This is a genomic window from Streptomyces sp. NPDC087422 (assembly GCF_044744145.1).
GTDB lineage: Bacteria > Actinomycetota > Actinomycetes > Streptomycetales > Streptomycetaceae > Actinacidiphila.
Genome location: NZ_JBIUXT010000004.1, coordinates 1 through 25,410, shown reverse-complemented (window position 1 = coordinate 25,410; position 25,410 = coordinate 1). Strand labels below are relative to the sequence as shown.

Sequence of the window (25,410 nt, the reverse complement as noted above, 5' to 3'; positions counted from 1 at the left end):
CGGTGAGGGCGCGGCGCTTGCCGCCGTGAACGGAGGCGGGGAAATGTCGAATCGCGCGAAGATCGTCATCGGTGGCGTGGCGTTGGGTCTGTTCCTGTGGATCTGGATCCCCTTCTGGGCTGTCGTCCTGGTCATCGTGGGCGTGCCCGCGATCGCCTACTTCTCCCTCGACTCCTCGCAGCGGCGTCGGCTGCGGCGCGTGAGCCGTCGGCAAATAGGTCGCTGACCTGGTACGACCCCCGATAGTGTGCCGCTGCGACCAGGGCACCGAAGCCGGGCGAACACGTCCCGTTCCCGTGTCGCCGCGGCACGAGAGGGCCTGATCAGACGATGGCGACGGACATCCGGTCCACCCAGGACCTGCTCGACCACACCGGGGACCGGCTGAAGTATCTGTACTTCTGGGGCCACCGCCCGCAGCGCGACGGAAGCGTTGGTGCCGGCTGCCTCAGCCAGTGGTGGCCCGCGCCCTTCACCGTCGACGGCGTCACCTACGCGACCGCCGAGCACTGGATGATGGCGGGCAAGGCCCGGCTCTTCGACGACCCCGACGCCGAGCGGCGGGCTGTCGCGGCGGGCCACCCGAAGACCGCCAAGAGCGTCGGCCGCACCGTCCGCGGCTTCGACCAGGCCGTGTGGGAAGCGGAGCGCTTCGGCCTGGTCATCGAAGGCAATGTCCACAAATTCCGGCAGCACCCCGACCTGCTGGCCTATCTGCTCGGCACCGGGGGCCGCGTCCTGGTCGAGGCCAGTCCGATGGACCGGGTCTGGGGCATCGGACTGGCCGCCGACGACGAGCGCGCCGCGGACCCGGCCACCTGGCGCGGGCTGAATCTGCTGGGCTTCGCCTTGATGGAGGCGAGGGCCCGGCTGGCGGCGGAGGGCTAGTCCCGTGAACCCGGCCGGGGGGCCGGGGGCTGATCCCGTGAACCCGGACGGCGGCGGAGGGACCCTCCGCCGCCGGCCGGGCCGGTCGGGCTACTTCAGGTACGGGCCGTCCGTACCGATCTTGCCGGGCGCCGCGTTCTTGCCGCCCAGGTCGAGCACGTACACCCGCATGTCGCCCTTGCCGGGCGCCGCGACGGCCAGCGTCCCGTCCGTCACGGTCCGCACGTCACCCGAGACGGCGTCCACGTAACGGCCGTTGGGGACGCCGCTGAAGGACGCCGCGTCCGTCACCGTCACCAGCGCGAAGCTGTCGACGCCCGACGCGGTGTCGGTGTAACGGCGCTTGAACGACATGCCGCCGCCGTTCACCCCCTCGGTGCTGTACTGGCCCATCTGCAACGCCGGAATGGCGCGCCGGATCAGATTCAGCCGTTGGAGGTGTTTGACCAGAGGCTGCGCCAAAGTGGTGGCCACCGCCCCCGAGGCACTGTCGACCTTCCCGAACTCCGAGGCCGTCACCGTGCCCGCCACATGGTCGCCGTAGTACGCGCGCCCCGTCGTCGCCAGCGGGCAGCTCGGCCCGCAGTCGATCGTCTTCCCGGCCTGGAACTGGATCTCCGACCCGTAGTAGAGCGTCGGAATGCCGCGGAAGGTCCACATCAGCGCCATGTTCTCGGCCCACGCGTCCTGTCCGCCGGTGTAGCGCACCGACGACTTGTTGGGACCGTAGTCGTGGCTGTCGACATAGACGACGTTGTACGTGGCGTCGTTCGTCGAGTCGTCCGAGTCCTTGCCGTTGTTGAAGGCGTTGTGCGCGTCACCGAAATTCATGTGCATGCGCATGTCGATGATGTTCATCCCGGAGAATTTGCTGTGGTCCGGGGTGTGATACGCGTTCCCTTCCAGGAAGGCGTTCGCGGACGTCGGCTGGTTTCCGGTGCCGAGCTGCTCCTCGTAGTTGTACTGCTCGATCGACGCGGTGGCGTCGTCCGCGCTGTACTCCTTGCGCTCCTTCCAGGTGTAGAACTGCGCCGAGTGGTTGACCGATCCGCGGTTCCACTTGTCGTTGACGAAAGCGCCGACCTCACCGAAGACGAAGAAGTTCCGCGCCTTTTCGGGACCCCAGTCCTGGACCTCGCGCTGCTGGATCGCGGGGAGGAAACGCCGGTTCCAGGTGACGCGCGGAATGTGCACGGCGGTGTCCACGCGGAAGCCGTCCACCCCCATGTCGATGTACTTGTTGTACGCGCCGATCAGATAGTTCTGCACCTGCGCGTTCTCGGTGTTGAAGTCCGCGAGGTCGTCGGCGAGCCAGCAGGAACGCGAGTCCTCGCCCTCCCAGTTGCCGATCCAGCACTGGTGGTAGAGCGACGCGGGGAACATCTTCGACGTGGGGTTCGGCCACTGGCAGTTGTAGATCGTGTAGCCCTCAGGGCTCTTCTGCCCCGTTGGCTTGCCCCAGTTCAGGCACGTATTGCCGGACGGCTCGGCCGTGGACCACAGATCGCCGTTGTAGTACGACTTGCCGGTCTTGGGATCGATCGTCAGACCGTCGTACTCGAAGCCCTGCTCCTTCTCGTCGTAGTACCACGACCACTGCGAGTCCCTGACGCCGTAGACCGTCGGCACGAACAGCCCCTTGGCGCCCCACCGGGAACTGTGGTTGTAGACCACGTCCTGGTAGATCTTGATCCCCTTGGCGTGAGCCGCGTTGATCAGATCCTGATACGACGCCCCGGCCGATTCCAGGCGCGGGTCGACCCGGTAGAAGTCCCAGCCGTGGTAACCGTGGTAGTCGTAGTCGCTGCGGTTGAGCACCACGGGCGTGATCCAGATCGCCGAGAAACCGAGCGCCTTGATGTAGTCGAGCTTCCGCACCAGGCCCTTGAAGTCACCCCGGAACATCGGGTCGTTGTTGGCCGCGTTCCCCGACGCCACGTGCTGGTTGCCGCCGCGGTCGTTGCTCGTGTCGCCGTCGTAGAAGCGCGCGGTGAGCACGAAGTAGATCGGGTCCTTGCGCGGGTCGGTGCCGATCGGTGTGCCCGGAGTCGCGGGCGGCGGCGCGTGGCCGGTGGTCGCCCGAGCCGGAGCGGAGGCGGCGGAGATGTTGCCCGCTGCGTCCAGCGCCTGGACGGTGTACGTGTAGGCGGTGTCCGCCTCCAGGCCGGACTCGGAGAAGACCGTCGAGCCGACACTGGTGACGATCGTGCCCTTGGTGCCGCCGGTCCTGGTGACCCGGTAGCCCGTGACCCCGGTGTCGTCGGTCGACGGATTCCAGGTCACCACGATCGAGGTGTCGGTCGCGGTCGCCTTCACCGTGCCGGGGACGGTCGGCGGCGTCGTGTCGGGGACGACGGCCGCGCAGGGATCGGCCGCGTTGGCCGTGACCTTGGTGTCCTTGACGGTGCTGACGCCCTTGGACAGCGCGTAGTTGGCGCCGTTGTTGTTGTCCCAGGTGCCGTTGCCGTTGTTGAAGGTGGCGGCGAGCCCCGCGGCCGTGCCGAGGTCGACGGTCTTCTTCACCCAGCCGGTGCAGGCCGCCTCCATGCCGATGCCCGGCACGGTCGTCCACGCGCCGCCGGTCGGCGCGTAGTGCAGATTGACGGTGGTCCAGCCGACGGTCGCGGTGGAGTAGAAGACGGTGGCCGAGGTGCCGGACGGGCTGCCCGTCTCGCCGCCGCCCGGGTCCCCGCCGCTCGCGCACGGGTCGCTGTGGGCGATGGCGCCGTTGTTGACGGTGATGGTGCCAGTACCCAGGGCGTAGTTCTTGCCGCCGTTGTTGTCCCAGGTGCCCTGGCCGTTGTTGAAGGTCGCCTGCCAGCCGGTGGCCGCGCCGAGGTCGACGGTCTTCTTCACCCAGCCGGTGCAGGCGCTCTGCATGGCGACGCCGGGCACAGTCGTCCAGGTCCCGCCGTCGGGCGCCCAGTGCAGGTTGTACGACGACCAGTTGGTCGTCGCGGTGGAGTAGTAGACGGTTGCGGTGTTCGAGCCCGCCGCCGAGGCGGCGTGCGCGGAACCGGTGGACAGGGAGGGGAGCAGGGTCGCCAGGAGTCCCAAGACGACAGCCACCACGGCTGTCAGCGGACCTGGTCGATATCTGTGGCGCGAAGCGACGGTCACGTCGTGCTCCTCGGACGGGGCCGCGAGGGCGGCCGGTGGAGGAAGCCGTACGTCCGCGCGCCACGGAACAAACGGCCGGATAAATTGCGCAAGTTGCTGCAACAAGTTGCTGCGAGAACGGTCGTGAGATTACTGGGACATGTCATGGACGTAAAGAGGTCTGACGGGGTTGCGTTCCCGGGTCCCGCCGCGCCGCCGCGTAGGGTTCCCGAGACGGGCGGGTGACGTACCCGGCCGACCGGTCGTAGAACCGTACGGACCGGACCCGGACCCCGGCCTCGGACTCCGGCGGACCGTAAGCGGAAGGGGACCCACGGAAGATGACGGAGCGTCTGGTGGTCATCGGCGGTGACGCCGCCGGGATGTCGGCCGCGTCCCAGGCCCGCCGCCGCAGAGCGGCGGACGACCTGGAGATCGTCGCGTTCGAACGCGGACGGCACACCTCGTACTCCGCCTGCGGCATCCCGTACTGGATCGGCGGCGACACCGCGGGCCCCGACGCGCTGGTCGCGCGTACCGCCGAGGAGCACCGCGAGCGCGACATCGACCTGCGGATGGGCACCGAGGTGGTCGACATCGACCTCGCCGCCGGCCGGGTGCGGGCGCGGGACGCCGACGGCCGCGAGGAGTGGACCGGCTACGACCACCTCGTCGTCGCCACCGGCGCGGAACCCGTACGGCCGCCCGTCCCCGGCATCGACGCGCCGGGCGTGCACGGCGTGCAGACCCTGGACGACGGCGAGCGCGTCCTGGCCAGCCTCGGCGGGGTCGGCGTACGCCGCGCCGTGGTGGTCGGCGGCGGCTATATCGGCGTCGAGATGGCCGAGGCCCTGCTGAAGCACGGCCTCGACGTGACCCTCGTCGACCGCGCCGAGCAGCCGATGAGCACCCTCGACCCCGACATGGGACGCCTGGTGCGCGACGCGATGGAGGGACTCGGCGTCCGTGTCGTCTCCGGCGCGGCCGTCCGCGCGGTGCTCACCGGCGCCGACGGCCGGGCCCGCGCGGTCGCCACCGACGACGCCGAATACCCCGCCGACATCGTGATCCTGGGTATCGGCGTACGCCCCGGCACCGCGCTCGCCCGCGACGCGGGACTGCCGCTGGGCGCGCACGGCGGCCTGCTGACCGACCTGGCCATGCGCGTACGCGGCCAGGAGCGGGTCTGGGCGGGCGGCGACTGCGTGGAAGTCCTCAACCTCGTCTCCGGCGACCTCCAGCACATCGCCCTCGGCACCCACGCCAACAAGCACGGCCGCATCATCGGCACCAACATCGGCGGCGGCTACGCCACCTTCCCCGGGGTCGTCGGCACCGCCGTCAGCAAGGTCTGCGACGTCGAGATCGCCCGCACCGGCCTCAAGGAGTCCCAGGCGCGCCGCGCCGGACTCCGCTACGTGACCGCCGTCATCGAGTCCACCAGCAGGGCCGGCTACTACCCGGACGCCGACCCGATGACCGTCAAGATGCTCGCGGAACGCGGCACAGGGCGGCTGCTCGGCCTCCAGATCGTCGGCCGCGAAGGCGCCGCCAAGCGGGTCGACGTCGGGGCCGTCGCGCTCACCGCGCGGATGACGGTCGAGGACATGGTCGCGCTCGACCTCGGCTACGCGCCGCCGTTCTCACCCGTGTGGGACCCGGTGCTGGTCGCCGCGCGCAAGGCGGCGGACGCGGTGGCGGCGGACGTCAGAGCGGGCTGACGGCGGTTTTCGGCAGCAATATGCGGCGGTTTGCGCTTCCGGGCCCCTGGGGTGCCTTGCAGGGCTTTGCAGAGCTTGCGCGTCCTTGCGGGTTCCCGCGTGTCCTGATGGGCGTTCGCGGCTCTTCGCGCGGCTTCGAGGTCAGGACGGGGCCGCGGCCAGCTTGCTGAGGGCTTCCAGCAACGGCGGCAGGGCGGCGCCGCGGCCGACCGGCAGCACCTCGCCGGGCGCGTCGTCCAGCAGCACGAAGGCGATGTCGTCGGTCCTGCCCACCAGACTCCAGCCGGGTCCGTCCGCCCGCACCGCACCATATGCGGCCCGTACGCGGCCGGGTGGCGGCGGATTGCGTACGTACTCCTCCGCGCTTTCGAGGACGCGGCGGATGCCGGTGTGCGAGATGGCCGGCGGGGCGGCCGGGTTGTGGGGTTCGGCTTCCGTCCCGGTGCCGACGGCTGTTCCGGCGTCGGTGACCGTGCCTGCGTCCGTACCCGTATCCGTATCCCTGCTCGCGTCCGCCGCCGCGTCCTCGGCCGCCTCCTGAGCCGCTTCCGTCGGTACGTCGAGTTGGTCGCGCCACTCGAACCAGCGGACCGCGATCTCGTCGGCCCCGAGGCGCCGTTGCGGCGGACCCCAGACGGAGGTGTCGGGCGGGGAGAGCGGGACACGCCCGCCCTCGTCCGTCGGGTCGTGCGGGGCGGGGATGCCGGGCACGGCGACGGCGACCGGCAGCGGCCAGCCCGGCAGCGAGGCGGCCAGGCTGTTCTCGTCGGGCGCCAGGTCGTACTCGAGTCCGCAGTCCCAGGCTGCCAGCGCGCACGCCACCGTGGCGGTGTCCGTCGTCGCCACGGTCCAGCGCGCCCCGCCGCCGTCCTGCCCGAAGACCAGGCCGTAGCCGTCGGCCAGGGGTTCGAGCCCCAACTCGGCGCAAGCGGCCGGATAGTCGTCCCCCAGGACGCCCGGGAACTGCCCCGGCGTCAGCATCGCGGCCGTCAGCACGAACAGCGCGTCGTCGTCCTCCGGGTTCTCGGCCGCGGTCATCCGTCGTTCCCTCTCGCCTCGCCCGCCGTCTCTCGTCCGCGCACCTTAACCAGCGAGTAACCTCCGCGTCGAGAGGTCGCGATGGCCGGAAATCCGCTCGGGCGGTACGGCGCCGGACGGCCGGTTTCCCGACGGTCCGCACCTGGTGATCGCCCGGCGTCGGCCCGTTCCCGGCCGCGCGGTCAGCTCTTCGCGTCGAGTGCGGTCAACGTCGTTCGCAGCCAAGCCAGTTCGGCGCGGCTGGTGGCACGGGCGATGGTGAGCCAGCGGTGCGACAGACGGAATGCGGACCGCAGGGTGCGTACGTGCGGTGGACGGAGGCGGCGGGCGACGGGCCGGTCCGCGTCCATGTGCACGGACTGGGAGCGGCTTCGGGCGCGTACACCGCGCACATATCGGCGCATCCCGCGCTCGTGAACCGCCGTACGCTCTTCGTCGACCTGCCCGGCTTCGGCGTCAGCGACCGCCCCGCGGACTTCGGCTACTCGCTGGCGGAGCACGCCGACGCGCTGGCCGCGGTCCCGGACGCCGCCGATGTGCGCGCCGCAGCCCCGAGCAGGGTCAGGCGTGTCGGACGGCCACCGCCAGGTACCGCTCCGCGGAGTCGTCCAGCGATGCCAGTTCCCAGCCGGTCGCGGCCAGCAGAGGACGCAGTTGCGGCTCGGCGCGTACGTCGTCGGCGCGCAGTTCGTGCCCGCGGCGGGCGGCGAGGGCGGCGCGGCCGATCGGATGGAAGAGCGCCAACCGGCCGCCGGACCTGGTCACCCGGGCCAATTCGCGCAGTCCGGCCGCCGGGTCCGGCAGATGGTGCACGAGTCCGGCGGCGAAGACGGCGTCGAAAGCCGCGTCCCGCAACGGAAGCTCCTCGCCGGCCGCCTCGATCAGCGCTCCGTCCCGGTCCCGGCCGAGGGCGACGGCCTCCCGCAGCATCTCCGGGGTCAGATCGACACCGACCACCGTGCCCGCCGCACCGACGACGGCCCGCAGCAGCGGCAGCGCCCGCGCCGTACCGCAGCCCGCGTCCAGTGCCCGGCCGCCCGGCCGCAGCCCCAACTCGCCGACCGCCGCCGCGTAGACGGGGGTGTCGTCGGGGAACCGCTTCTCCCACCCCACGGCCTTCGCGGCGAAGAACTCCCTGACCTGGCGGCGCCCGCTCTCGAAACTGGCCATGCATCATGGTCGCATGATCACGTTCCGCTCCATCGGGCTCTTCTTGCTCGCCGCCGTCCTGGAGATCGGCGGTGCCTGGTTGATCTGGCAGGCGGTGCGCGAACACCGCGGCGTCGGCTGGGCGGGAGCCGGAATCGTCGCGCTCGGCCTCTACGGCTTCGTCGCCACACTCCAGCCCAACGCCGACTTCGGCCGGATCCTGGCGGCCTACGGCGGGGTCTTCGTGGCCGGATCTCTCCTGTGGGCGATGGCTCTCGACGGCTACCGTCCCGACCGATTCGACATCGTCGGAGCGGTCATCTGCCTGGTCGGAGTGGGTGTCATCATGTACGCGCCACGCGGCGGCTGATTTCCGCCGGTTGCCTCCTTTCACGGCTCCGGTCGGGCGCCGCCCGTCCCGAGAGGGGGTTGCCGAAGCGGGCCCGGCAGGACAGGCTCGTACCGCAGCGGAGACGGGAGGTAGGCAATGACGGTGGGCAAACCGCTCGCATGGCTGCTCGACGACCTGACGAAGCGGGTGCCGCACGTGAAGCACGCGCTCGTGCTCTCCAACGACGGGTTGGTCACGGGCGCCAGCGGCGATCTCGACCGGCCGACCGCGGAACACCTGGCCGCCGTGTCCTCGGGCTTCCACAGCCTGGCCAAGGGCGCGGGGCGGCAGTTCGCCGTCGGCGGCGTGCGTCAGACGATGGTCGAATTCGACGACGGCTTCCTCTTCGTCACCGCGGCGGGCGACGGCAGTTGCCTGTCCGTGCTCAGCGGCATGGAGGCCGATGTCGGCCAGGTCGCCTACGAGATGACGCTGCTCGTCCACCGCGTCGGCGAACACCTCGGCGTGGCTCCCCGGCAACCGGGCGCGGCACCTTCCTGAGCCGGGGCGTCCCGAAGTTATCCACAGGCTTCGAACGGGCTGTCGTCCGTACGCGATAGATTCGTCACTGTCAGTGATCGAAGTTCGCGGGGGAGTGACGACAGTGAAGACGACGAAGACGGCCAAGACCACGACGACAACGACGACAACGACGACAGCGACGACAACGCCGAATAAGAACGCGAAGGCGACGACGGGGACGGTGCCCGCCTCGACGCCGGGGACGGGTGCCTCGGCGGCTTCCGGGGCGAGAGCCGGAGCGGCCGGGACAAGGGCCGGGACGGCGGCGGCGACGAGCGCGGGTACGGCGACCGTCGAGACGCGGCAGGTGGCGTGGACGCCCGGCGGCGGGGCGGGACAAGGGCCGGGAGGCGGGCGGGCGGCGCCGGAGACGCTGACGCTGAACCGGGCGCGGGAGGAGCTGGGCCTGGACTTCACGCTCTTCGAGCTGGCGCTCCAACTCGGCGAGATCCGCACGGTCTCGCGCGGCAGCGGCCAGTGGCGGGTGCCCGTGGACGAGGTGACCCGGCTGCGGGACGCGGAAGGCCATCCGCAGGCGCTGCTCGACCGGCTCCGACTGGTGACCAGCACCGAGGGCGCGGCGATGATCGGGATCAGCCGGGACCGCCTCGTACGGCTGGCGAGGCTCGGGCTGATCCGCCCGGTGCGCTGGTACGTCAACCGGTACCGGGCGCTGGTGTGGGTGTATCTCGGCCATGAGCTGAGGGAGTTCGCCGCCGCGAGCCCCGCGATGCTGAAGGGGCGGCTGCCCGCGGGACTGCGTGACGCGCTGGACGCCGGGCAGGATCAGCGGGCCCTCGGCTGGCGGTCCCGCCGGGTCGCCCAGCTCGTACGGGACTGCCATGACGCCTGGGACGAGGCCGCCGTCTGGGCCGCGCTGCTCGGTCCCGAGGTGACCGACGACGCCGTGCCCGACCCCTTCGACCGGGCCCGCCTGCGCGGAATCCGTGCGGCGCTGCCGCCGGGCCGCCCGGGACCGCTCGCCTCACCCGAGCTGACGAGAAGCCTCACGACCGCCGACCATCCGGACGAGATCGCGCTGGCCCTGGTCGCCCTCGCGGACGCGCTGGGCCGCGCCCGGACCGAACAGCCCGCACCGCACCCGGCGTTCGCCCCAGCCGACCGTCCGCCGCTCGCGCTCCCGCCTGTGGAGCGGGTGCCGCGGCAGCCTGAACGACTTCAGGAGCCGGAGCCGGAGCCGGAGCCGGAGCCGGAGCTAGAGCCGGAGCTGGAGCCGGAGCCGAGTGAGCCAGGCGGTTCGCACACGGGAGGGAGGCCCGCGCCCGAGCGGGCCCGGCACGCGGCGCCGCACCGGAAGCGGGGCGCCGCCCGGCCGCCGGGCAGGCCGGTGGGGGAGGGCAGGCGCCCGCGACGCGGGCTGCTGGGACTGCTGCGCGGACGCGGGTCAGCCGCCGATCTTGCGGAACAGCCCTTCCTGCATCACCGAGACCAGCAGACGTCCCCGCCGGTCGAAGATCTGCCCCCGCGCCAGACCGCGGGCACCCGTCGCGACAGGTGACTCCTGCTGGTACAGGAACCACTCGTCGGCGCGGAACGGCCGGTGGAACCACATGGCGTGGTCGAGGGACGCCATGTCGAACCCCCGCGGTCCCCACAGCGGTTCGATCGGCACACGTACGGCGTCCAGCAGCATCATGTCGCTGGCGTAGGTGAGAGCGCAGGTGTGCACGAGCGGGTCGTCGCCGAGCTGCCCGACCGCGCGCATCCACACCGCGCTGCGCGGCTCGGCGCCCTCGATCTCCTCGGGCGTCCAGCGCAGCCGCTCCACATAGCGGATCTCGAAGGGCTGGCGGCGGGTCATCCGCTCCAGCGCCTCGGGGAGCACGTCCAGATGCGCACGCAGCTCTTCGCCGAGTCCCGGCAGGTCGTCGGGCTCGGGCACCTCGGGCATCGGCAGTTGGTGCTCGAATCCCGGTTCCGGCTGATGGAAGGAGGCGGTCAGGTTGAAGATCGTCCGGCCCTGTTGGATCGCCACCACCCGCCGGGTGGTGAAGGAACGGCCGTCACGGACCCGTTCGACCTGGTACACGATGGGCACGCCGGGCCGACCCGGCCGCAGGAAGTACGCGTGCAACGAGTGCACCGGCCGCCCGCCGTCGGTGGTGCGGCCCGCGGCGACCAGCGCCTGCCCGGCGACCTGGCCGCCGAAAACCCGCTGCAACCGCTCCTGCGGACTCTGCCCGCGGAAGATGTCCTGCTCGATCCGCTCCAGGTCGAGCAGATCCACCAGCCTCTCGGCCGGGTTCGTCATCGCGTCCCCTTCGTCGTGCACCGGATCACAGCTCGCCGACGTCGGTCAGCCGGATCACCGCGCGGCCCTCTTCGTCGGAGGCCGCGAGGTCGACCTCGGCGGAGATCCCCCAGCCGTGGTCACCGTTGGGGTCGGCGAAGGTCTGCCGGACCCGCCACAAGCCGTGCTCCGGCTGCTCCTCGATCTGCAACAGCTTCGGGCCGCGCGCGTCGGGACCGGTGCCGAGGTCGTCGTACTCGTCCCAGTACGCGTCCATCGCCTCCGCCCAGGTGTCGGCGTCCCACCCGGCCTCGGCGTCCAACTCGCCGAGCTGGTGGTACTTCTCCAGCGCCGCCAGCTCGACCCGGCGGAACATCGCGTTGCGCACCAGCACCCGGAAGGCGCGGGAGTTGGCGGTGACCGGCTTGACCTGGTCGGCCCGCTCCGCCGCCTGCTCGGCCGTCTCCACCTCCGGATTGGCGAGCTGCTCCCACTCGTCCAGCAGGCTGGAGTCGACCTGGCGCACCAACTCGCCCAGCCACGCCGTCAGATCCTGGAAGTCCTCCGACTTCAGGTCGTCGGGCACCGTGTGCTCCAGCGCCTTGTACGCGCCGGCCAGGTAGCGCAGCACGATGCCCTCGGTGCGGGCCAGCTCGTAGTAGGAGGTGAACTCGCCGAAGGTCATGGCGCGTTCGTACATGTCACGGACGATGGACTTGGGCGACAGCGGGTGGTCGCCGACCCACGGGTGGCTCTGGCGGTAGATGCCGTAGGCGTGCGACAGCAGCTCTTCGAGGGGCTTGGGATAGGAGACGTCCTGAAGACGCTCCATCCGCTCCTCGTACTCGACACCGTCCATCTTCATCTCGGCGACGGCCTCGCCACGGGCCTTGTTCTGCTGGGCCGCCAGGATCTGCCGCGGGTCGTCGAGGGTGGACTCCACCACCGAGACCATGTCCAGGGCGTAGGAGGGGGAGTCCTTGTCGAGCAGTTCGAAGGAGGCCAGGGCGAAGGTGGACAGCGGCTGGTTGAGGGCGAAGTCCTGCTGGAGTTCGACGGTCAGCCGGATGATGCGGCCCTCGGCGTCCGGCTCGGGGAGGCGTTCGACCACACCGCCGTCGACCAGCGAGCGGTAGATGGCGATGGCCCGGCGGATGTGCCGCAACTGATGGCGGCGGTCCTCGTGGTTGTCCTCCAGCAGGTGCCGCATCGCGTCGAAGGCGTTGCCGGGCCGGGCGATCACCGACAGCAGCATGGTGTGGGTGACGCGGAAGCGGGAGGTCAGCGGCTCCGGCTCGGCGGCGATCAGCTTCTCGAAGGTGAGATCCGACCAGTTGACGAAGCCCTCGGGCGGCTTCTTGCGGACCACCTTGCGGATCTTCTTCGGGTCGTCCCCGGCCTTGGCGAGCGCCTTCTTGTTCTCGATGACGTGCTCGGGCGCCTGCGCCACCACGAACCCGGCGGTGTCGAAACCGGCCCGCCCGGCGCGCCCCGCGATCTGGTGGAACTCCCGCGCCCGCAGCGTCCGCACCCGCGTGCCGTCGTACTTGGTGAGCGCGGTGAACAGCACGGTGCGAATCGGCACGTTGACGCCGACCCCGAGGGTGTCGGTGCCGCAGATGACCTTCAGCAGGCCCGCCTGGGCGAGCTTCTCCACCAGCCGCCGGTACTTGGGCAGCATCCCCGCGTGGTGGACGCCGATGCCGTGCTTGGCGAAGCGCGCGAGGTTGCGGCCGAAGGTGGTGGTGAAGCGGAAGTGCCCGATCAGATCGGAGATGGCGTCCTTCTCGGCCTTGGTGCACATGTTGATGCTCATCAGCGCCTGGGCCCGCTCGACGGCCGCCGCCTGCGTGAAGTGCACGATGTAGACCGGGGACTGCCGGGTCTCCAGCAGTTCGGTCAGCGTCTCCGTCAAAGGCGTCGTCACATACTCGTACGACAGCGGCACCGGCCGGGTCGCCGAGCGCACGACCGCCGTGGGGCGGCCGGTCCGGCGGGTCAGATCCTCCTCGAAGCGGGAGACGTCCCCCAGCGTCGCCGACATGAGCAGGAACTGCGCCTGGGGCAGTTCGAGGATCGGGATCTGCCAGGCCCAGCCCCGGTCCGGCTCCGCGTAGAAGTGGAACTCGTCCATCACGACCTGGCCGACATCGGCGCTCTTGCCGTCGCGCAGCGCGATGGAGGCGAGGACCTCGGCGGTACAGCAGATCACCGGCGCGTCCGGGTTGACCGAGGCGTCACCGGTCAGCATCCCGACGTTCTCGGTGCCGAACAGCTTGCACAGGTCGAAGAACTTCTCCGACACCAGCGCCTTGATCGGCGCGGTGTAGAAGGTGACCTCGTCCCGGGCCAGCGCGGCGAAGTGCGCACCGGCCGCGACCAGGCTCTTTCCCGATCCGGTGGGGGTGGAAAGGATCACGTTCGCACCAGAGACCACCTCGATGAGCGCCTCCTCCTGCGCCGGATAGAGAGTGATCCCCTGACCCTCGGCCCACGTCGAAAACGCTTCGAAGAGGGCATCGGGGTCCGGGGCGGGAGGCATCTGATCGATAAGGGTCACCCCACCATCTTGCCTGTACCGGCGGCGCGCGGCGGAACCGGAGCGGGCCGCGGTGATCATCAACGATATGGTGTGCCGTCAACGATGCGTCAACTCCGCCTGCGGGCGGCCTTGTAGGGGGCTGAGCACCACCATGATGGGACCTGCGCACTCACTCTCGGGAGCGGCGGCCTGGCTGGCCGTCGGAGCGGTCGCGGCGGGTGTGGATCATGCCATGCCCTGGCCGACGCTCGTCGTCGGTGCGCTGATCTGTGCTGGTGCCGCGCTCGCCCCCGACCTGGACCATCAGGCGGCGACGATCTCGCGCGCGTTCGGTCCGATCTCCCGCGTGCTGTGCAAGATCATCGAGCACCTGGCGCACGCCGTCTACAAGGCGACCCGGATGCAGGGCGACCCGCGACGGGCGGGCGGCCACCGCACCCTCACCCATACCTGGCTCTGGGCGGTCCTGGTCGGCGGCGGCTTCTCGGCCGGCGCGGTCTACGGCGGGCGCTGGGTGGTGCTGGTCATCTTGTTCATACACATGGTGCTCGCCGTCGAGGGACTGCTGTGGCGGCAGGCCCGGATGTCCAGTGATGTGCTGGTGTGGCTGCTCGGCGCCACCAGCGCCTGGGTGCTCGCCGACGTGCTCGACAATCCGGGCAACGGCAAGGACTGGCTGTTCACCGATCCCGGCCAGCATTACCTGTGGATCGGGCTGCCCATCGTGCTCGGCTCGCTCGTGCACTGCGTCGGTGACGCGCTGACCGTCTCCGGCTGCCCGATCCTGTGGCCGATCCCGATTGGCCGCCGCCGCTGGTACCCGATGGGACCGCCGAAGTTCATGCGCTTCCGGGCCGGGAGCTGGGTGGAGCTGAAGGTGCTCACCCCGGTCTTCTTCCTGGCGGGCGGCGGCTGCGCGCTCGGCGCGCTGGGCGTCTTCGGCTGACGCGGGACCCCTCGCACGCGAGCGGGGCCCGGCGGCAGTGCCGCCGGGCCCCGCGCCACATCACCGCGGTCAGCTGTGCCAGGACCGCCACAGCGCCGCGTAGGCACCGTCGGCGTCCACCAACTGGTGGTGGCTGCCCAGCTCGCTGATCCGGCCGTCCTCGACCACCGCGATCACATCCGCGTCGTGCGCGGTGTGCAGCCGGTGCGCGATGGCGATCACGGTACGGCCGTCCAGCACCCGGGACAGCGAGCGTTCCAGATGGCGGGCGGCGCGCGGGTCGAGCAGCGAGGTCGCCTCGTCCAGCACCAGGGTGTGCGGGTCGGCCAGCACCAGCCGGGCCAGCGCGAGCTGCTGCGCCTGCGCCGGGGTGAGCACCGCGCCGCCCGAGCCCACCTCGGTGTCGAGACCGTCCGCCAGATTGCGGCCCCAGTCCTCGGCGTCCACCGCGCGCAGCGCCGTCCACAGCTCGTCGTCGGTGGCACCGGTCCGGGCCAGCCGCAGATTGTCGCGGAGCGTGCCGACGAAGACGTGGTGCTCCTGATTGACCAGCGCCACATGCTCGCGCACCCGCTCGGCGGGCATCCGGGCCAGCTGGGCGCCGCCCAGCGTGACCTCGCCCGCACGCGGCGCGTAGATACCCGCCAGCAGCCGCCCGAGCGTGGACTTGCCCGCGCCTGACGGGCCCACCAGCGCCACCCGGGTACCCGGCGGCACCGTCAGGCTCACGCCGTGCAGCACGTCGCTGCCCGCCCGGTAGCCGAACCGCACCTGGTCGGCGGCCATCTCGCGGCCGTCGGGCGAGACCGTGTGGTCCGGCTCGTCCTCGGCCACCTCGCGCACCCCGACCAGCCGGGCCAGCGACACCTGGGCGACCTGCAACTCGTCGTACCAGCGCAGGATCATGTTCACCGGGTCGACGAGCATCTGCGCGTACAGCGCGCCCGTGGTCAGCTCGCCGACCGTCATCCAGCCGTTGAGGGCGAAGCTGCCGCCGATCATCAGCACCGCGACCACGATCAGCGCGTGCGTCATGTTGATCACCGGGAACAGCACGCTGCGCAGCCACATCGTGTAGCGCTCCCACGCCACCCACTGCCCGATCCGCTGCCGCGACAGCTTCTCGCGCCGGTCGCCGAGACCGTGCGCCTCGATGGTGCGGCCGGCGTCCACGGACTCCGCCAGCGCCGCCGCCACCGCCGCGTACCCCGCCGCCTCCGAGCGGTAGGCCCCCGGGGCGCGCCGGAAGTACCAGCGGCAGCCGACCAGCAGCAGCGGCAGCGCGACCAGCACCGACAGGGCGAGCGGCGGCGAGGTCACGGTCAGCGCGCCGAGCAGCAGCCCGGCCCAGACCACGGCGATGGCCAACTCGGGCACCGCCTCGCGCATCGCGTTCGACAGCCGGTCGATGTCCGTCGTGATCCGCGACAGCAGATCGCCCGTGCCCGCCCGCTCCAGCACACCCGGCGGCAGCGACACCGACCGTACGAGGAAGTCCTCGCGCAGATCGGCCAGCATCTCCTCGCCGAGGATCGCGCCGCGCAGCCGTACCAGCCGCACGAAGTACGCCTGCACCACGAGGGCGGCCAGGAACAGGCTGACAGCCCGCCCGAGATGGATGTCCCGGTCGCCCTTCGACAGGTCCTCGACCAGACCGCCGAGCAGGTAGGGCCCCACCATCGAGGCCAGCACCGACACGGTGTTGACGGTCACCAGCAGGGCGAAGGCACCGCGATGCCGCTTCGCCAGTTCGCGCACATAGCCGCGCACGGTCGCGGGGGAGCCCACCGGCAGCGTGGCGCTCTGCTGCGGCGCGGCCGGGTCGTACTCCGGCGGTCGCAGGCCGATCATGCGGATTCCTCCATCGATGTGTGGGGTACGGCCCCGGAGCCCGCGACGGACGCGGTGACGGGGCTGTGGCCGGGATCGCGGTCGTCGGACGGCTCGCTCTCGCGGGTCACCACCGCCCGGTAGCGCGGGTCGGTGCGCAGCAGTTCGTGGTGGTCTCCGACCGACGTCGCCGTGCCCTCGTCCACGAAGACCACCAGGTCGGCGCGGTCCAGCACGAGCGGGCTCGACGTGAGCACCACCGTCGTGCGGCCCGCCCGCAGTTCCTTGAGGCCGCGCGCGATCCTGGCCTCGGTGTGCGCGTCGACCGCCGAGGTCGGCTCGTCGAGCACCAGCACCTCGGGATCGGCGATCAGCGACCTGGCCAGTGCCAGGCGCTGCCGCTGGCCGCCGGACAGCGACCGGCCGCGCTCGGTGATCCGCGCCGACATCGGGTCGCCCGCCACCCCCGCGGGGTCGGCGGCGGACTGCGCGAGCGCGTCCAGCACGTCCGCGCACTGCGCGGCGGTGAGGGCCTGCTCCGCCGTGACCCGGCCGGAGGACGGCACACCCAGCAGTTCGGTCAGCGTTCCCGACAGCAGCACCGGGTCCTTGTCCTGGACGAGCACGGCCGCGCGGGCCGCCGCGAGCGGCAGCGCGTCCAGTGCCCGCCCGCCCAGCAGCGCCGACGCCTCGCCCTCGGCGCGGACCGGGCTGTGCCCGCCGAGCCGGTCGGCCAGTACGCCCGCCGCGTCCGGGTCGCCGCACACCACGGCGGTCAGCAGCCCGGCCGGAGCGCGCAGCCCCGACTCCGGGTCGTACATCTCCCCGACCAGAGCGCCCGCCTCCTCGGGAGCGACGCTCCCCTCGGAGAAGACGGCCGCGCCCCCGGCGGTCTCCCGGGTCAGCGCCAGTACGCGCGCGGCCCGCTTCGCCGAGGGCCGCGAGAAGGACCAGGCCATGGCGATCTCCTCGAAATTCCGCAGCGGGAACATCAGGAAGGCCACCGAGCCGTAGACGGTCACCAGCGCGCCGACCGAGATCCGGCCGTCCATCGCCAGCCGGGCGCCGTCCCAGGCGACGGCCACCAGCAGCAGCCCCGGCAACACCACCTGGACGGCACTGATCGCCGCCCACATCCGGGCGCTGTGCACGGCGGCGGTCCTGACCTGCTGGGACGCGCGACGGTAGCGGTCGAGGAACAGCTCCTCGCCGCCGATGCCGCGCAGCACCCGCAGCCCGGCGACGGTGTCGGAGGCCAGTTCCGTGGCCTTGCCCGCCTTCTCCCGCTGGAGGTCGGCCCGCTTGGTGGCGGCGGGAAGCAGCGGCAGTACGGCCAGCGCCAGCACCGGTACGGACGCGGCCACGATCACCCCGAGCGCGGGCTCGTAGACGACCAGCGCGACGGCCACGCCGACCGTGGCGACCAGAGCGGAGGTGAAGCGCGCCAGCGCCTCGACGAACCACCCGATCTTCTCCACGTCTCCGGTGCTGACCGCGACGACCTCGCCCGCAGCGACCCGGCGGGTGAGCAGCGAGCCCAGCTCGACCGTCTTACCGGCGAGCAACTGCTGGACCCGCGCCGCGACGCTGATCCAGTTCGTGACGGCCGTACGGTGCAGCATCGTGTCGCCGAGCGCGGTGAGCACGCCGAGCAGCAGCATCAGCCCGCCCGACAGCGCCAGCCGCGACCCCGAGCGGTCCACGACCGACTGCACGGCCATTCCGACGGCGGCGGGGAACGACGCGACGGCCGCCATGTGCAGGATGCCCCACGCGGTGGCGGCTGCCAGGCCCTTCCCCTCGCGGAACGACAGCCAGAGCAGGAAGCGGAATCCCGTCCGGGCGTCGGGGACGCCCGGATCGGACAGGGGGAGCTTACGGAGGGACGGCATGGTGTCCTGAGTTCGGTGCGGGTGTGAGCGAGTGTCGGCGGACGAGGCTACGGCCGCGGGTTGCGGATACGGCCGCCGGAGGTTCGCGCGAGATGTCGGCGGGCAGCCGCGTACCTGACGACTCCGCCCGTGCGGACATCCCGCCGGAATCCGGTCGGAGAGGAGCAAGGCTCGTCTTGCGGCCCGTACCGGGTCAACAGGTTTTCCGGTGAGCGACGGGAACGAGCCGAGGTCCGCGGAGGGGTGTTTCGGCAACAACTTGCAGCAAAACAGCGAAAGTTCTTCCGCCGACATCTTGACGTGTACGCACACACGGCGGGAAGCTCCTGGGCGGAACCCGAGGGCCCCGAGGACAACGGGGCCCGCACCCCCCACCCGGCGGCCAGGCGCGTGGCTGCCTTCGAGGGCAGAACTCTGCCCGTTCACCGAAGGAGCCGCCCATGAGATCCCGCGTCCTGAACGGCGCGCTGGCCGCGATCGTCGCCGCCGCCGGTCTGTTCGCCCTCTCCTCGCAACAGGCGGACGCCACGCCGCCCGGCAGCAAGGACGTCACTGCCACTCTCTTCCAGTGGAAGTTCGACTCCGTGGCGAAGGCCTGCACGGACACCCTCGGCCCCGCGGGCTACGGCTTCGTCGAGGTCTCCCCGGCCTCCGAGCAGATCCAGGGCGACCAGTGGTGGACCTCGTACCAGCCGGTCAGCTACAAGATCGCCGGGCGGCTCGGCAACGAGAGCTCGTTCCAGAACATGGTCAGCACCTGCCACAGCGCGGGCGTCAAGGTCGTCGCCGACGCGGTGATCAACCACATGACGTCGGGCTCGGGCACCGGCACGGGCGGTACGACGTACAGCAAGTACAACTACCCGGGCTACTACCAGAACCAGGACTTCCACACCTGCCGCAGTGACATCAACAACTACGGCGACCGCAACAACGTCCAGAACTGCGAGCTGGTCGGCCTCGCCGACCTCGACACCGGCAGCGACTACGTGCGCGGCACCATCGCCGCCTACCTCAACCACCTGATCGCGCTGGGCGTCGACGGCTTCCGGGTGGACGCCGCCAAGCACATGGCCGAGACCGACCTGGCCGCCATCAAGGCCAAGCTCAGCAATCCGGGCATCTACTGGGCCCAGGAGGCCATCTACGGCGCGGGCGAGGCCGTGCAGCCGAGCGAGTACGTCAACACCGGTGACGTGGACGCCTTCCAGGGCGCCTTCGACCTCAAGCGCATCTTCACCGGCGACAAGCTGGCCTCCCTCAGCAACTGGGGCGCGTCGTGGGGCGCGGGCTACCTGTCGAGCGACAAGGCCCGCACCTTCGTGGACAACTGGGACACCGAGCGCAACGGCTCGACCCTCAGCTACAAGAACGGCGCCACGTACACCCTCGCCAACGTCTACCTGCTGGCCTGGCCGTACGGCTCGCCCAACGTCTACTCCGGCTACGAGTTCTCCAACAACGACGCCGGCGCGCCCAACGGCGGCACCGTCAACGCCTGCTACAGCGACGGCTGGAAGTGCCAGCACGCCTGGCCGCAGATCGCCAACATGGTCGGCTTCCGCAACGCGGTCTCCGGCACCGCCGTCACCAACTGGTGGTCCAACGGCAACAACGCCATCGCGTTCGGCCGCGGCGGCAAGGGCTATGTGGCGATCAACCACGAGGGCGGCTCGCTCACCCAGACCTTCACCACCTCACTGCCCGCCGGCTCCTACTGCGACGTCCAGCACAGCGGCACCAGCTACACCGTCGGCTCCGACGGCAAGTTCACCGCCACCATCGGCTCCAACGACGCGGTCGCGCTGTACGTCGGCGCGCCCTGCGGCAGCGGCACGACGAACGGCGGCACGACGAACGGGGGCACGACCAACGGCGGCACCACGAACGGTGGCACCACGAGCGGCAGCACCGGGGGCAGCACCAACCCGTCGTCCGCCGCGTCCTTCGCGGTGAACGCCACCACGGTCTTCGGCCAGAACATCTACGTCGTCGGCGACAACTCCACCCTCGGCAACTGGAACACCGGCAGCGCCCTGCTGCTGTCGTCGGCGAGCTACCCGGTCTGGAAGCTCAACGTGGCGATGCCCGCGGGCACCTCGTTCCAGTACAAGTACATACGGAAGGACGGAAGCGGCAACGTGACGTGGGAATCCGGCGCCAACCGGACGGCGACGGTCCCGTCGAGCGGGGCGGTCACACTCAACGACACCTGGCGTAATTGATCTGCTCATCGACCGATTACCCCTCTGTGGTGAGGACCGGCACACTGTGGTGTTCCAATTCCTGACTACAGAGGGGACCCCCCACCCATGAGAGGCTTCCGGACGTTCCTGCTCCGCGGCAACGTCGTCGACCTCGCGGTCGGCATCGTCATCGGCGCGGCCTTCACCGCTCTGGTGACCGCCTTCGTCAAGGCGTTCCTGACGCCGCTCATCGGCCTGGCCTCCGGCGCCACGGGCAACTTCGCCACTCAGAAGTTCACGGTCTCCAGCGTGACCTTCCCCTACGGCGCCTTCATCGACGCGGTGATCAGCTTCGTGATCGTCGCCGCGGTGATCTACTTCCTGGTCGTCCTGCCGATGAACCGCATGCAGGAGAGGTTCTTCCCCAAGGCGGCGGCGGCCCCGGTCCGCGAGTGCCCCGAGTGCCTGACCGCGATACCGACCGCCGCCCGCCGGTGCAGCGCCTGCACCGCCGAGGTCGGGCCGCAGATCGGCGGCCAGACCGCCCCGGCGGACCTGGCCGAGTGAGCCCGCGGGCGCCGCTCAGCGCGACGGCCGGTGGCCGCCGCCGTGCGGCGCCTCCTCGTCGAGTACGGCCAGCAGCGCGGTGAGTGCCGCGCGCTGGCCGTCGTCGAGCGGGGCCAGCAGTTCGGCGGCGGCCGTACGGCGGGCCCCGCGCAGCTCCAGCAGCGCGGCGCCGCCCGCCTCGGTCAGCTCGATCCTGATCACCCGGCGATTGCTCGGATCGGGCACCCGCCGTACCAGCTCCAGCCCCTCCAGCGCGTCCACCAGGGTCGTCACGGCCCGCGGCACGACCTCCAGGCGCTGGGCGAGATCGGCCATCCGCGGCGGCTCGTCGCAGTGCGCGAGGGTGCGCAGCAGCCGCGCCTGGGCCGGGGTGATCCCCAGCGGCTCCATGAGGTGGCGCTGGGACTTGTGCAGGCGGCGGCTCAGCCGGATGAGCTGGTCGGCGAGCCGCCCGGTGATCTCGTCCGGCGCGGTCGTGGCGAGGCCGGCGGTCACCGGGCCCGGCGGCACGGCTGTCGTACGGGATTCCATGTGACGAGCGTATCAGGACCATGTCCATTGTGAGCATAGGTAACAATGACCTATACTCCCAATGTCAGCATCTGCCTGAACTCTCAAGGAGTCCTTTGCGCCCCGATCACGAACGAGAACTCGCCTCCCGGTGGACACCACCGAAGAAGAAGCCCGACACCCCCGTCGACATGCGTCGCATCCTGCGGCTCTTCCGTCCCTACCGTGGCCGCCTCGCCGTCGTCGGCGCCCTGGTCGGCCTCTCCTCCCTCGTCTCGGTCGCCTCGCCGTTCCTGCTGCGGGCGATCCTCGACACCGCGATACCGCAGGGCCGCACCGGCCTGCTGAGCCTGCTCGCCCTCGGCATGATCGCCACCGCCGTCGCCACCGGCGTCTTCGGCGTGCTCCAGACCCTGATCTCCACCACCGTCGGCCAGCGCGTCATGCACGACCTGCGCACCGCCGTCTACGAACGCCTCCAGCGCATGTCGCTGGCCTTCTTCACCCGCACCCGCACCGGCGAGGTGCAGTCCAGGATCGCCAACGACATCGGCGGCATGCAGGCCACCGTCACCTCGACAGCGACCTCCCTGGTCTCCAACCTCACGGCGGTCATCGCCTCCGTCATCGCGATGCTCGCCCTCGACTGGCGGCTGACCGTCGTCTCGCTGCTGCTGCTCCCGCTCTTCGTCTGGATCGCCCGCCGGGTCGGCCGCGAACGCAAGCGGATCGCCACCAACCGGCAGCGGCAGATGGCCTCGATGTCCGCGATCGTCACCGAGTCGCTGTCCGTCAGCGGCATCCTGCTCGGCCGCACCATGGGCCGCTCCGACTCCCTGACCCGCGACTTCTCGACCGAGTCCGAGCGCCTGGTCGACCTCGAAGTGCGCTCCAGCATGTCCGGCCGCTGGCGGATGTCCACCATCGGCATCGTCATGTCGGCGATGCCCGCACTGCTCTACTGGGCCGCCGGTCTGACCATGTCCAACGGCGCGCCCGCCGTATCCATCGGCACCCTCGTCGCCTTCGTCTCGCTCCAGCAGGGCCTCTTCCGCCCGTCCGTGTCGCTGCTGTCGACCGGCGTGGACGTCCAGACCTCGCTCGCGCTCTTCCAGCGCATCTTCGAATACCTCGACCTGCCCGTCGACATCACCGAGCGCCCCGACGCCCGGACCCTGGACCGGGTACGCGGCGACGTCCGCTTCGAGCACGTCGACTTCGCCTACGACCCCGAGTCCGGCGCGCCGACCCTGCGCGACATCGACATCACCGTCCCCGCGGGCAGCAGCCTCGCCGTCGTCGGCGCCACCGGCTCCGGCAAGAGCACCCTGAGCTACCTGGTGCCCCGGCTGTACGACGTGACCGGCGGCAAGGTGACGCTCGACGGCACCGACGTACGCGACCTCACCTTCGACACCCTCGCCGACGCGGTGGGCGTCGTCTCCCAGGAGACGTACCTCTTCCACGCCTCGGTCGCCGAGAACCTGCGCTTCGCCAAGCCCGAGGCCACCGACGACGAGATCCGCGCCGCCGCGAAGGCCGCCCAGATCCACGACCACATCTCCGGGCTGCCCGCCGGCTACGACACCCTCGTCGGCGAACGCGGCTACCGCTTCTCCGGCGGCGAGAAGCAGCGCCTGGCCATCGCCCGCACCATCCTCCGCGACCCGCCCGTCCTCATCCTGGACGAGGCCACCAGCGCGCTCGACACCCGGACCGAACACGACGTCCAGGAGGCGATCGACTCGCTGTCCGCGGGACGCACCACCATCACGATCGCCCACCGGCTGTCCACCGTGCGCGACGCCGACCAGATCGTGGTCCTCGACGCGGGCCGGATCATGGAGCGCGGCACGCATGACGAACTGCTCGCCCAGGACGGTCGCTACGCCGCGCTCGTACGGCGCGACTCGCAGCTCGCCACCACCGCCTCCTAACGCGGAAGAGGCCGCCGCCCCGACCTTACTCATGAGTAAGGTGAGAGCGCGGCGGGAATCGCCCGCCCGCTCAGGAGGTGCCCGGTGCCCGCACGTTCCACTCGACTGCTCGTCGGCCTGCTCGCCGGAGCCGGCGCCACCCACTTCCTCGCCCCCGGACCGTACGAGGCGATCGTGCCCGAGTCCCTTCCGGGCAGCCCCCGCGCCTGGACCCGCGCCAGCGGCGTCGCCGAACTCGCGCTGGCCGCCGCCGTCGCCCTCCCCGCGACCCGCCGCACCGGCGCCCTGGTCACCGCCGGATTCTTCGCCGCCGTCTTCCCCGCCAACGTCAAGATGGCCTACGACTGGCGGCATCGCCCCGCACCCCTGAAGGCCGCGGCCTACGCCCGGCTCCCCGTCCAGATTCCTCTGGTGGTGTGGGCGCTGAAGGTCAGCCGCTCGGCGGCGGACCCACGAGGATGACGTCCAGGGTGCGGGGGCCGTGGACGCCTTCGACGCGGTCGAGTTCGATGTCGCTGGTGGCGGAGGGGCCTGAGATCCAGGTCTGGGGCCGGGTGGCGTCCAGGCGAGGCAGAGCCAGGGGGACCGACGCGACCACCTGATCCGGTGCCCGCACGACGCAGATGTGGTGGTCGGGGACGAGCGTGAGAATCCGCCGCCCCTGGTCGTCGCCCGCGTCCAGCACGATGGTGCCGGTCTCGGCGACGGCCAGCGCGCAGCCGGTGATCACACTGTCGACCTCGTCCAACTGCGCCGCGGTCAGCGGCGGTACGTCGTCCAGCAACCGTGTCCCGCCGATCCCGGCCAGCCACTCCCTCGGGACCCCCGCCGGGACGACCGCCGTCCGCGCACCCCGCTCGACCAGCAGCCGCGCCACCGCGGGTGCCAGCCCCGCCTGATCCGTGCGGTGCACCTTCGCCCGGTAGTCGGCGAGGTTGTCCGCGAGCAGATCGGCGGTCTCCTCCGGGGTGCGGTCCGCGTGCACGGTGAGGTAGTCGCGTGCTGTGTACGTGGTGGCCGGTGCCGGGCTGTCCGACGTGGTGCCCAGGGCGTTGCGGATGCGGGTGAGGACGGTGTCGCGGGAGGTCACTGGCCGTTCTCCTCGGTCTGGGGGTGGTTGGCTGGTTGGTTTTTCTGCCACCAGTCGCGGAAGGTCTGTGGGGGGAGGGTGGGGAGGTCGCGGGTGGCGGTCCAGGCTTTGGCGGGTCCGGGGAGTCGTTGGGGGTGGAGGTGTCGGGTGCGGGTGGCGAGGCGCTGGCCCTGGCGCATGAGGGCGGGGTGGTCGAGTGTCCAGCGGGCGGCGCGCATGGTGGCGCGTTCGGCGGCGTGGCCTTTGGCGGGTTTGATGGTGACGCGTTGGCCGTTGTGGGTGGTGGTGGCGCCTTGGGCGACGCGTTCGCGGAGGTGGACGAGGACTTGGGGGATGTTGATGGCGACGGGGCAGACGTCGTAGCAGGCGCCGCAGAGGGTGGAGGCGTAGGGGAGGGAGGCGTCGAGTTCGGTGGTGGTGGTGCGGAGTTGGGGGGTGAGGATGGCGCCGATGGGGCCGGGGTAGGGGGAGCCGTAGGCGTGGCCGCCGGCGCGTTCGTAGACGGGGCAGACGTTGAGGCAGGCGGAGCAGCGGATGCAGCGCAGGGCCTGGCGGCCGGTGGTGTCGGCGAGGGTGTCGGTGCGGCCGTTGTCGATGAGGACGAGGTGGAAGTTTTCGGGGCCGTCGGTGTGGGTGGTGCCGGTCCACAGGGTGGTGTAGGGGTTCATGCGTTCGGCGGTGGAGGAGCGGGGGAGGGTCTGGAGGTAGATTTCCAGGTCCTGGAAGGTGGGGATGACCTTCTCGATGCCGACGACGGAGATCAGTGTTTCGGGGAGGGTGAGGCACATGCGGCCGTTGCCTTCGGATTCGACGACGACGAGGGTGCCGGTGTCGGCGATCATGAAGTTGGC

21 protein-coding genes are annotated in these 25,410 nt (G+C 71.0%); 11 read left to right on the top strand and 10 right to left on the bottom strand.

The window, feature by feature from the left end; all coding sequences use genetic code 11:
* Nucleotides 1–43 precede the first annotated feature (43 nt).
* Entirely contained in the window at nt 44–226 is a 183-nt protein-coding gene (locus ACIO6U_RS13680; protein WP_188284361.1) for a hypothetical protein, read from the top strand.
* 104 nt (nt 227–330) lie between these two features.
* Nucleotides 331–888, top strand: a complete 558-nt coding sequence (locus tag ACIO6U_RS13675; RefSeq protein WP_355346657.1) for an NADAR family protein — start codon at nt 331–333, stop codon at nt 886–888.
* A gap of 90 nt (nt 889–978) precedes the next feature.
* Here ACIO6U_RS13675 and ACIO6U_RS13670 read toward each other — a convergent pair whose 3' ends face one another.
* Nucleotides 979–3,969 carry a carbohydrate binding domain-containing protein gene (locus tag ACIO6U_RS13670; RefSeq protein WP_401719714.1) on the bottom strand — a complete coding sequence of 997 codons (2,991 nt, stop codon included), beginning with the start codon at nt 3,967–3,969 and terminating at the stop codon, nt 979–981.
* A gap of 359 nt (nt 3,970–4,328) precedes the next feature.
* Between ACIO6U_RS13670 and ACIO6U_RS13665 the strand changes: the two genes are divergently transcribed.
* A complete protein-coding gene (locus tag ACIO6U_RS13665; protein WP_401718608.1) occupies nt 4,329–5,708 on the top strand; it encodes an FAD-dependent oxidoreductase in 1,380 nt (459 codons plus the stop codon).
* A gap of 141 nt (nt 5,709–5,849) precedes the next feature.
* Here ACIO6U_RS13665 and ACIO6U_RS13660 read toward each other — a convergent pair whose 3' ends face one another.
* The gene (locus ACIO6U_RS13660; protein ID WP_401718605.1) at nt 5,850–6,746 is read right to left on the bottom strand and encodes a hypothetical protein; all 897 of its coding nucleotides are present in this window, start codon (nt 6,744–6,746) and stop codon (nt 5,850–5,852) included.
* Between the two features lie 561 nt (nt 6,747–7,307).
* Nucleotides 7,308–7,916, bottom strand: coding sequence for a class I SAM-dependent methyltransferase (locus tag ACIO6U_RS13655; RefSeq protein WP_401718602.1), 609 nt, complete (start codon nt 7,914–7,916; stop codon nt 7,308–7,310).
* A 13-nt stretch (nt 7,917–7,929) separates the two neighbouring features.
* Between ACIO6U_RS13655 and ACIO6U_RS13650 the strand changes: the two genes are divergently transcribed.
* The 3 genes from ACIO6U_RS13650 (at nt 7,930) to ACIO6U_RS13640 (ending at nt 10,327) form a co-directional block, all read left to right on the top strand.
* Entirely contained in the window at nt 7,930–8,265 is a 336-nt protein-coding gene (locus ACIO6U_RS13650) for a YnfA family protein (RefSeq protein ID WP_355346642.1), read from the top strand.
* A 117-nt stretch (nt 8,266–8,382) separates the two neighbouring features.
* Entirely contained in the window at nt 8,383–8,787 is a 405-nt protein-coding gene (locus ACIO6U_RS13645; RefSeq protein WP_188284368.1) for a roadblock/LC7 domain-containing protein, read from the top strand.
* A 103-nt stretch (nt 8,788–8,890) separates the two neighbouring features.
* The gene (locus ACIO6U_RS13640; protein ID WP_401718599.1) at nt 8,891–10,327 is read left to right on the top strand and encodes a DUF6397 family protein; all 1,437 of its coding nucleotides are present in this window, start codon (nt 8,891–8,893) and stop codon (nt 10,325–10,327) included.
* On the opposite strand, the gene ACIO6U_RS13635 is transcribed toward ACIO6U_RS13640, so the two are convergent.
* Together ACIO6U_RS13635 and ACIO6U_RS13630 are read right to left on the bottom strand one after the other, a co-directional pair.
* Nucleotides 10,214–11,080, bottom strand: coding sequence for an acyl-CoA thioesterase II (locus ACIO6U_RS13635; protein WP_355346636.1), 867 nt, complete (start codon nt 11,078–11,080; stop codon nt 10,214–10,216). The genes ACIO6U_RS13640 and ACIO6U_RS13635 overlap by 114 nt on opposite strands.
* Before the next feature lie 25 nt (nt 11,081–11,105).
* A complete protein-coding gene (locus ACIO6U_RS13630; protein WP_391045692.1) occupies nt 11,106–13,619 on the bottom strand; it encodes a DUF3516 domain-containing protein in 2,514 nt (837 codons plus the stop codon).
* Nucleotides 13,620–13,752: 133 nt separating this feature from the next.
* On the opposite strand from ACIO6U_RS13630, the gene ACIO6U_RS13625 reads away from it, so the two are divergent.
* Nucleotides 13,753–14,547 carry a metal-dependent hydrolase gene (locus ACIO6U_RS13625; RefSeq protein WP_355346630.1) on the top strand — a complete coding sequence of 265 codons (795 nt, stop codon included), beginning with the start codon at nt 13,753–13,755 and terminating at the stop codon, nt 14,545–14,547.
* Between the two features lie 69 nt (nt 14,548–14,616).
* Here the strand turns inward: ACIO6U_RS13625 and ACIO6U_RS13620 are convergent, their stop codons facing one another.
* Entirely contained in the window at nt 14,617–16,398 is a 1,782-nt protein-coding gene (locus tag ACIO6U_RS13620) for an ABC transporter ATP-binding protein (protein WP_355346627.1), read from the bottom strand.
* The gene (locus ACIO6U_RS13615) at nt 16,395–18,269 is read right to left on the bottom strand and encodes an ABC transporter transmembrane domain-containing protein (RefSeq protein WP_401718594.1); all 1,875 of its coding nucleotides are present in this window, start codon (nt 18,267–18,269) and stop codon (nt 16,395–16,397) included. The genes ACIO6U_RS13620 and ACIO6U_RS13615 overlap by 4 nt, the downstream gene beginning before the upstream one ends.
* Before the next feature lie 440 nt (nt 18,270–18,709).
* On the opposite strand from ACIO6U_RS13615, the gene ACIO6U_RS13610 reads away from it, so the two are divergent.
* Nucleotides 18,710–20,494, top strand: a complete 1,785-nt coding sequence (locus tag ACIO6U_RS13610) for a carbohydrate-binding module family 20 domain-containing protein (RefSeq protein ID WP_401718591.1) — start codon at nt 18,710–18,712, stop codon at nt 20,492–20,494.
* An 87-nt stretch (nt 20,495–20,581) separates the two neighbouring features.
* Nucleotides 20,582–21,022 (top strand): large conductance mechanosensitive channel protein MscL, encoded by a 441-nt coding sequence (mscL, locus tag ACIO6U_RS13605; RefSeq protein WP_355346619.1) that lies wholly within the window; start codon nt 20,582–20,584, stop codon nt 21,020–21,022.
* 15 nt (nt 21,023–21,037) lie between these two features.
* Here the strand turns inward: mscL and ACIO6U_RS13600 are convergent, their stop codons facing one another.
* Entirely contained in the window at nt 21,038–21,553 is a 516-nt protein-coding gene (locus ACIO6U_RS13600) for a MarR family transcriptional regulator (protein WP_355346616.1), read from the bottom strand.
* A gap of 95 nt (nt 21,554–21,648) precedes the next feature.
* Here ACIO6U_RS13600 and ACIO6U_RS13595 point away from each other — a divergent pair, with 95 nt between their 5' ends.
* A complete protein-coding gene (locus ACIO6U_RS13595) occupies nt 21,649–23,469 on the top strand; it encodes an ABC transporter ATP-binding protein (protein ID WP_401718587.1) in 1,821 nt (606 codons plus the stop codon).
* An 84-nt stretch (nt 23,470–23,553) separates the two neighbouring features.
* Nucleotides 23,554–23,931 carry a hypothetical protein gene (locus ACIO6U_RS13590; RefSeq protein ID WP_355346613.1) on the top strand — a complete coding sequence of 126 codons (378 nt, stop codon included), beginning with the start codon at nt 23,554–23,556 and terminating at the stop codon, nt 23,929–23,931.
* Here the strand turns inward: ACIO6U_RS13590 and ACIO6U_RS13585 are convergent.
* Nucleotides 23,900–24,559, bottom strand: coding sequence for a lactate utilization protein C (locus ACIO6U_RS13585; RefSeq protein ID WP_401718584.1), 660 nt, complete (start codon nt 24,557–24,559; stop codon nt 23,900–23,902). The genes ACIO6U_RS13590 and ACIO6U_RS13585 overlap by 32 nt on opposite strands.
* Nucleotides 24,556–25,410: LUD domain-containing protein (locus ACIO6U_RS13580; protein WP_401718581.1), on the bottom strand; the 855-nt coding region annotated here is incomplete at its 5' end. The genes ACIO6U_RS13585 and ACIO6U_RS13580, both read right to left, overlap by 4 nt.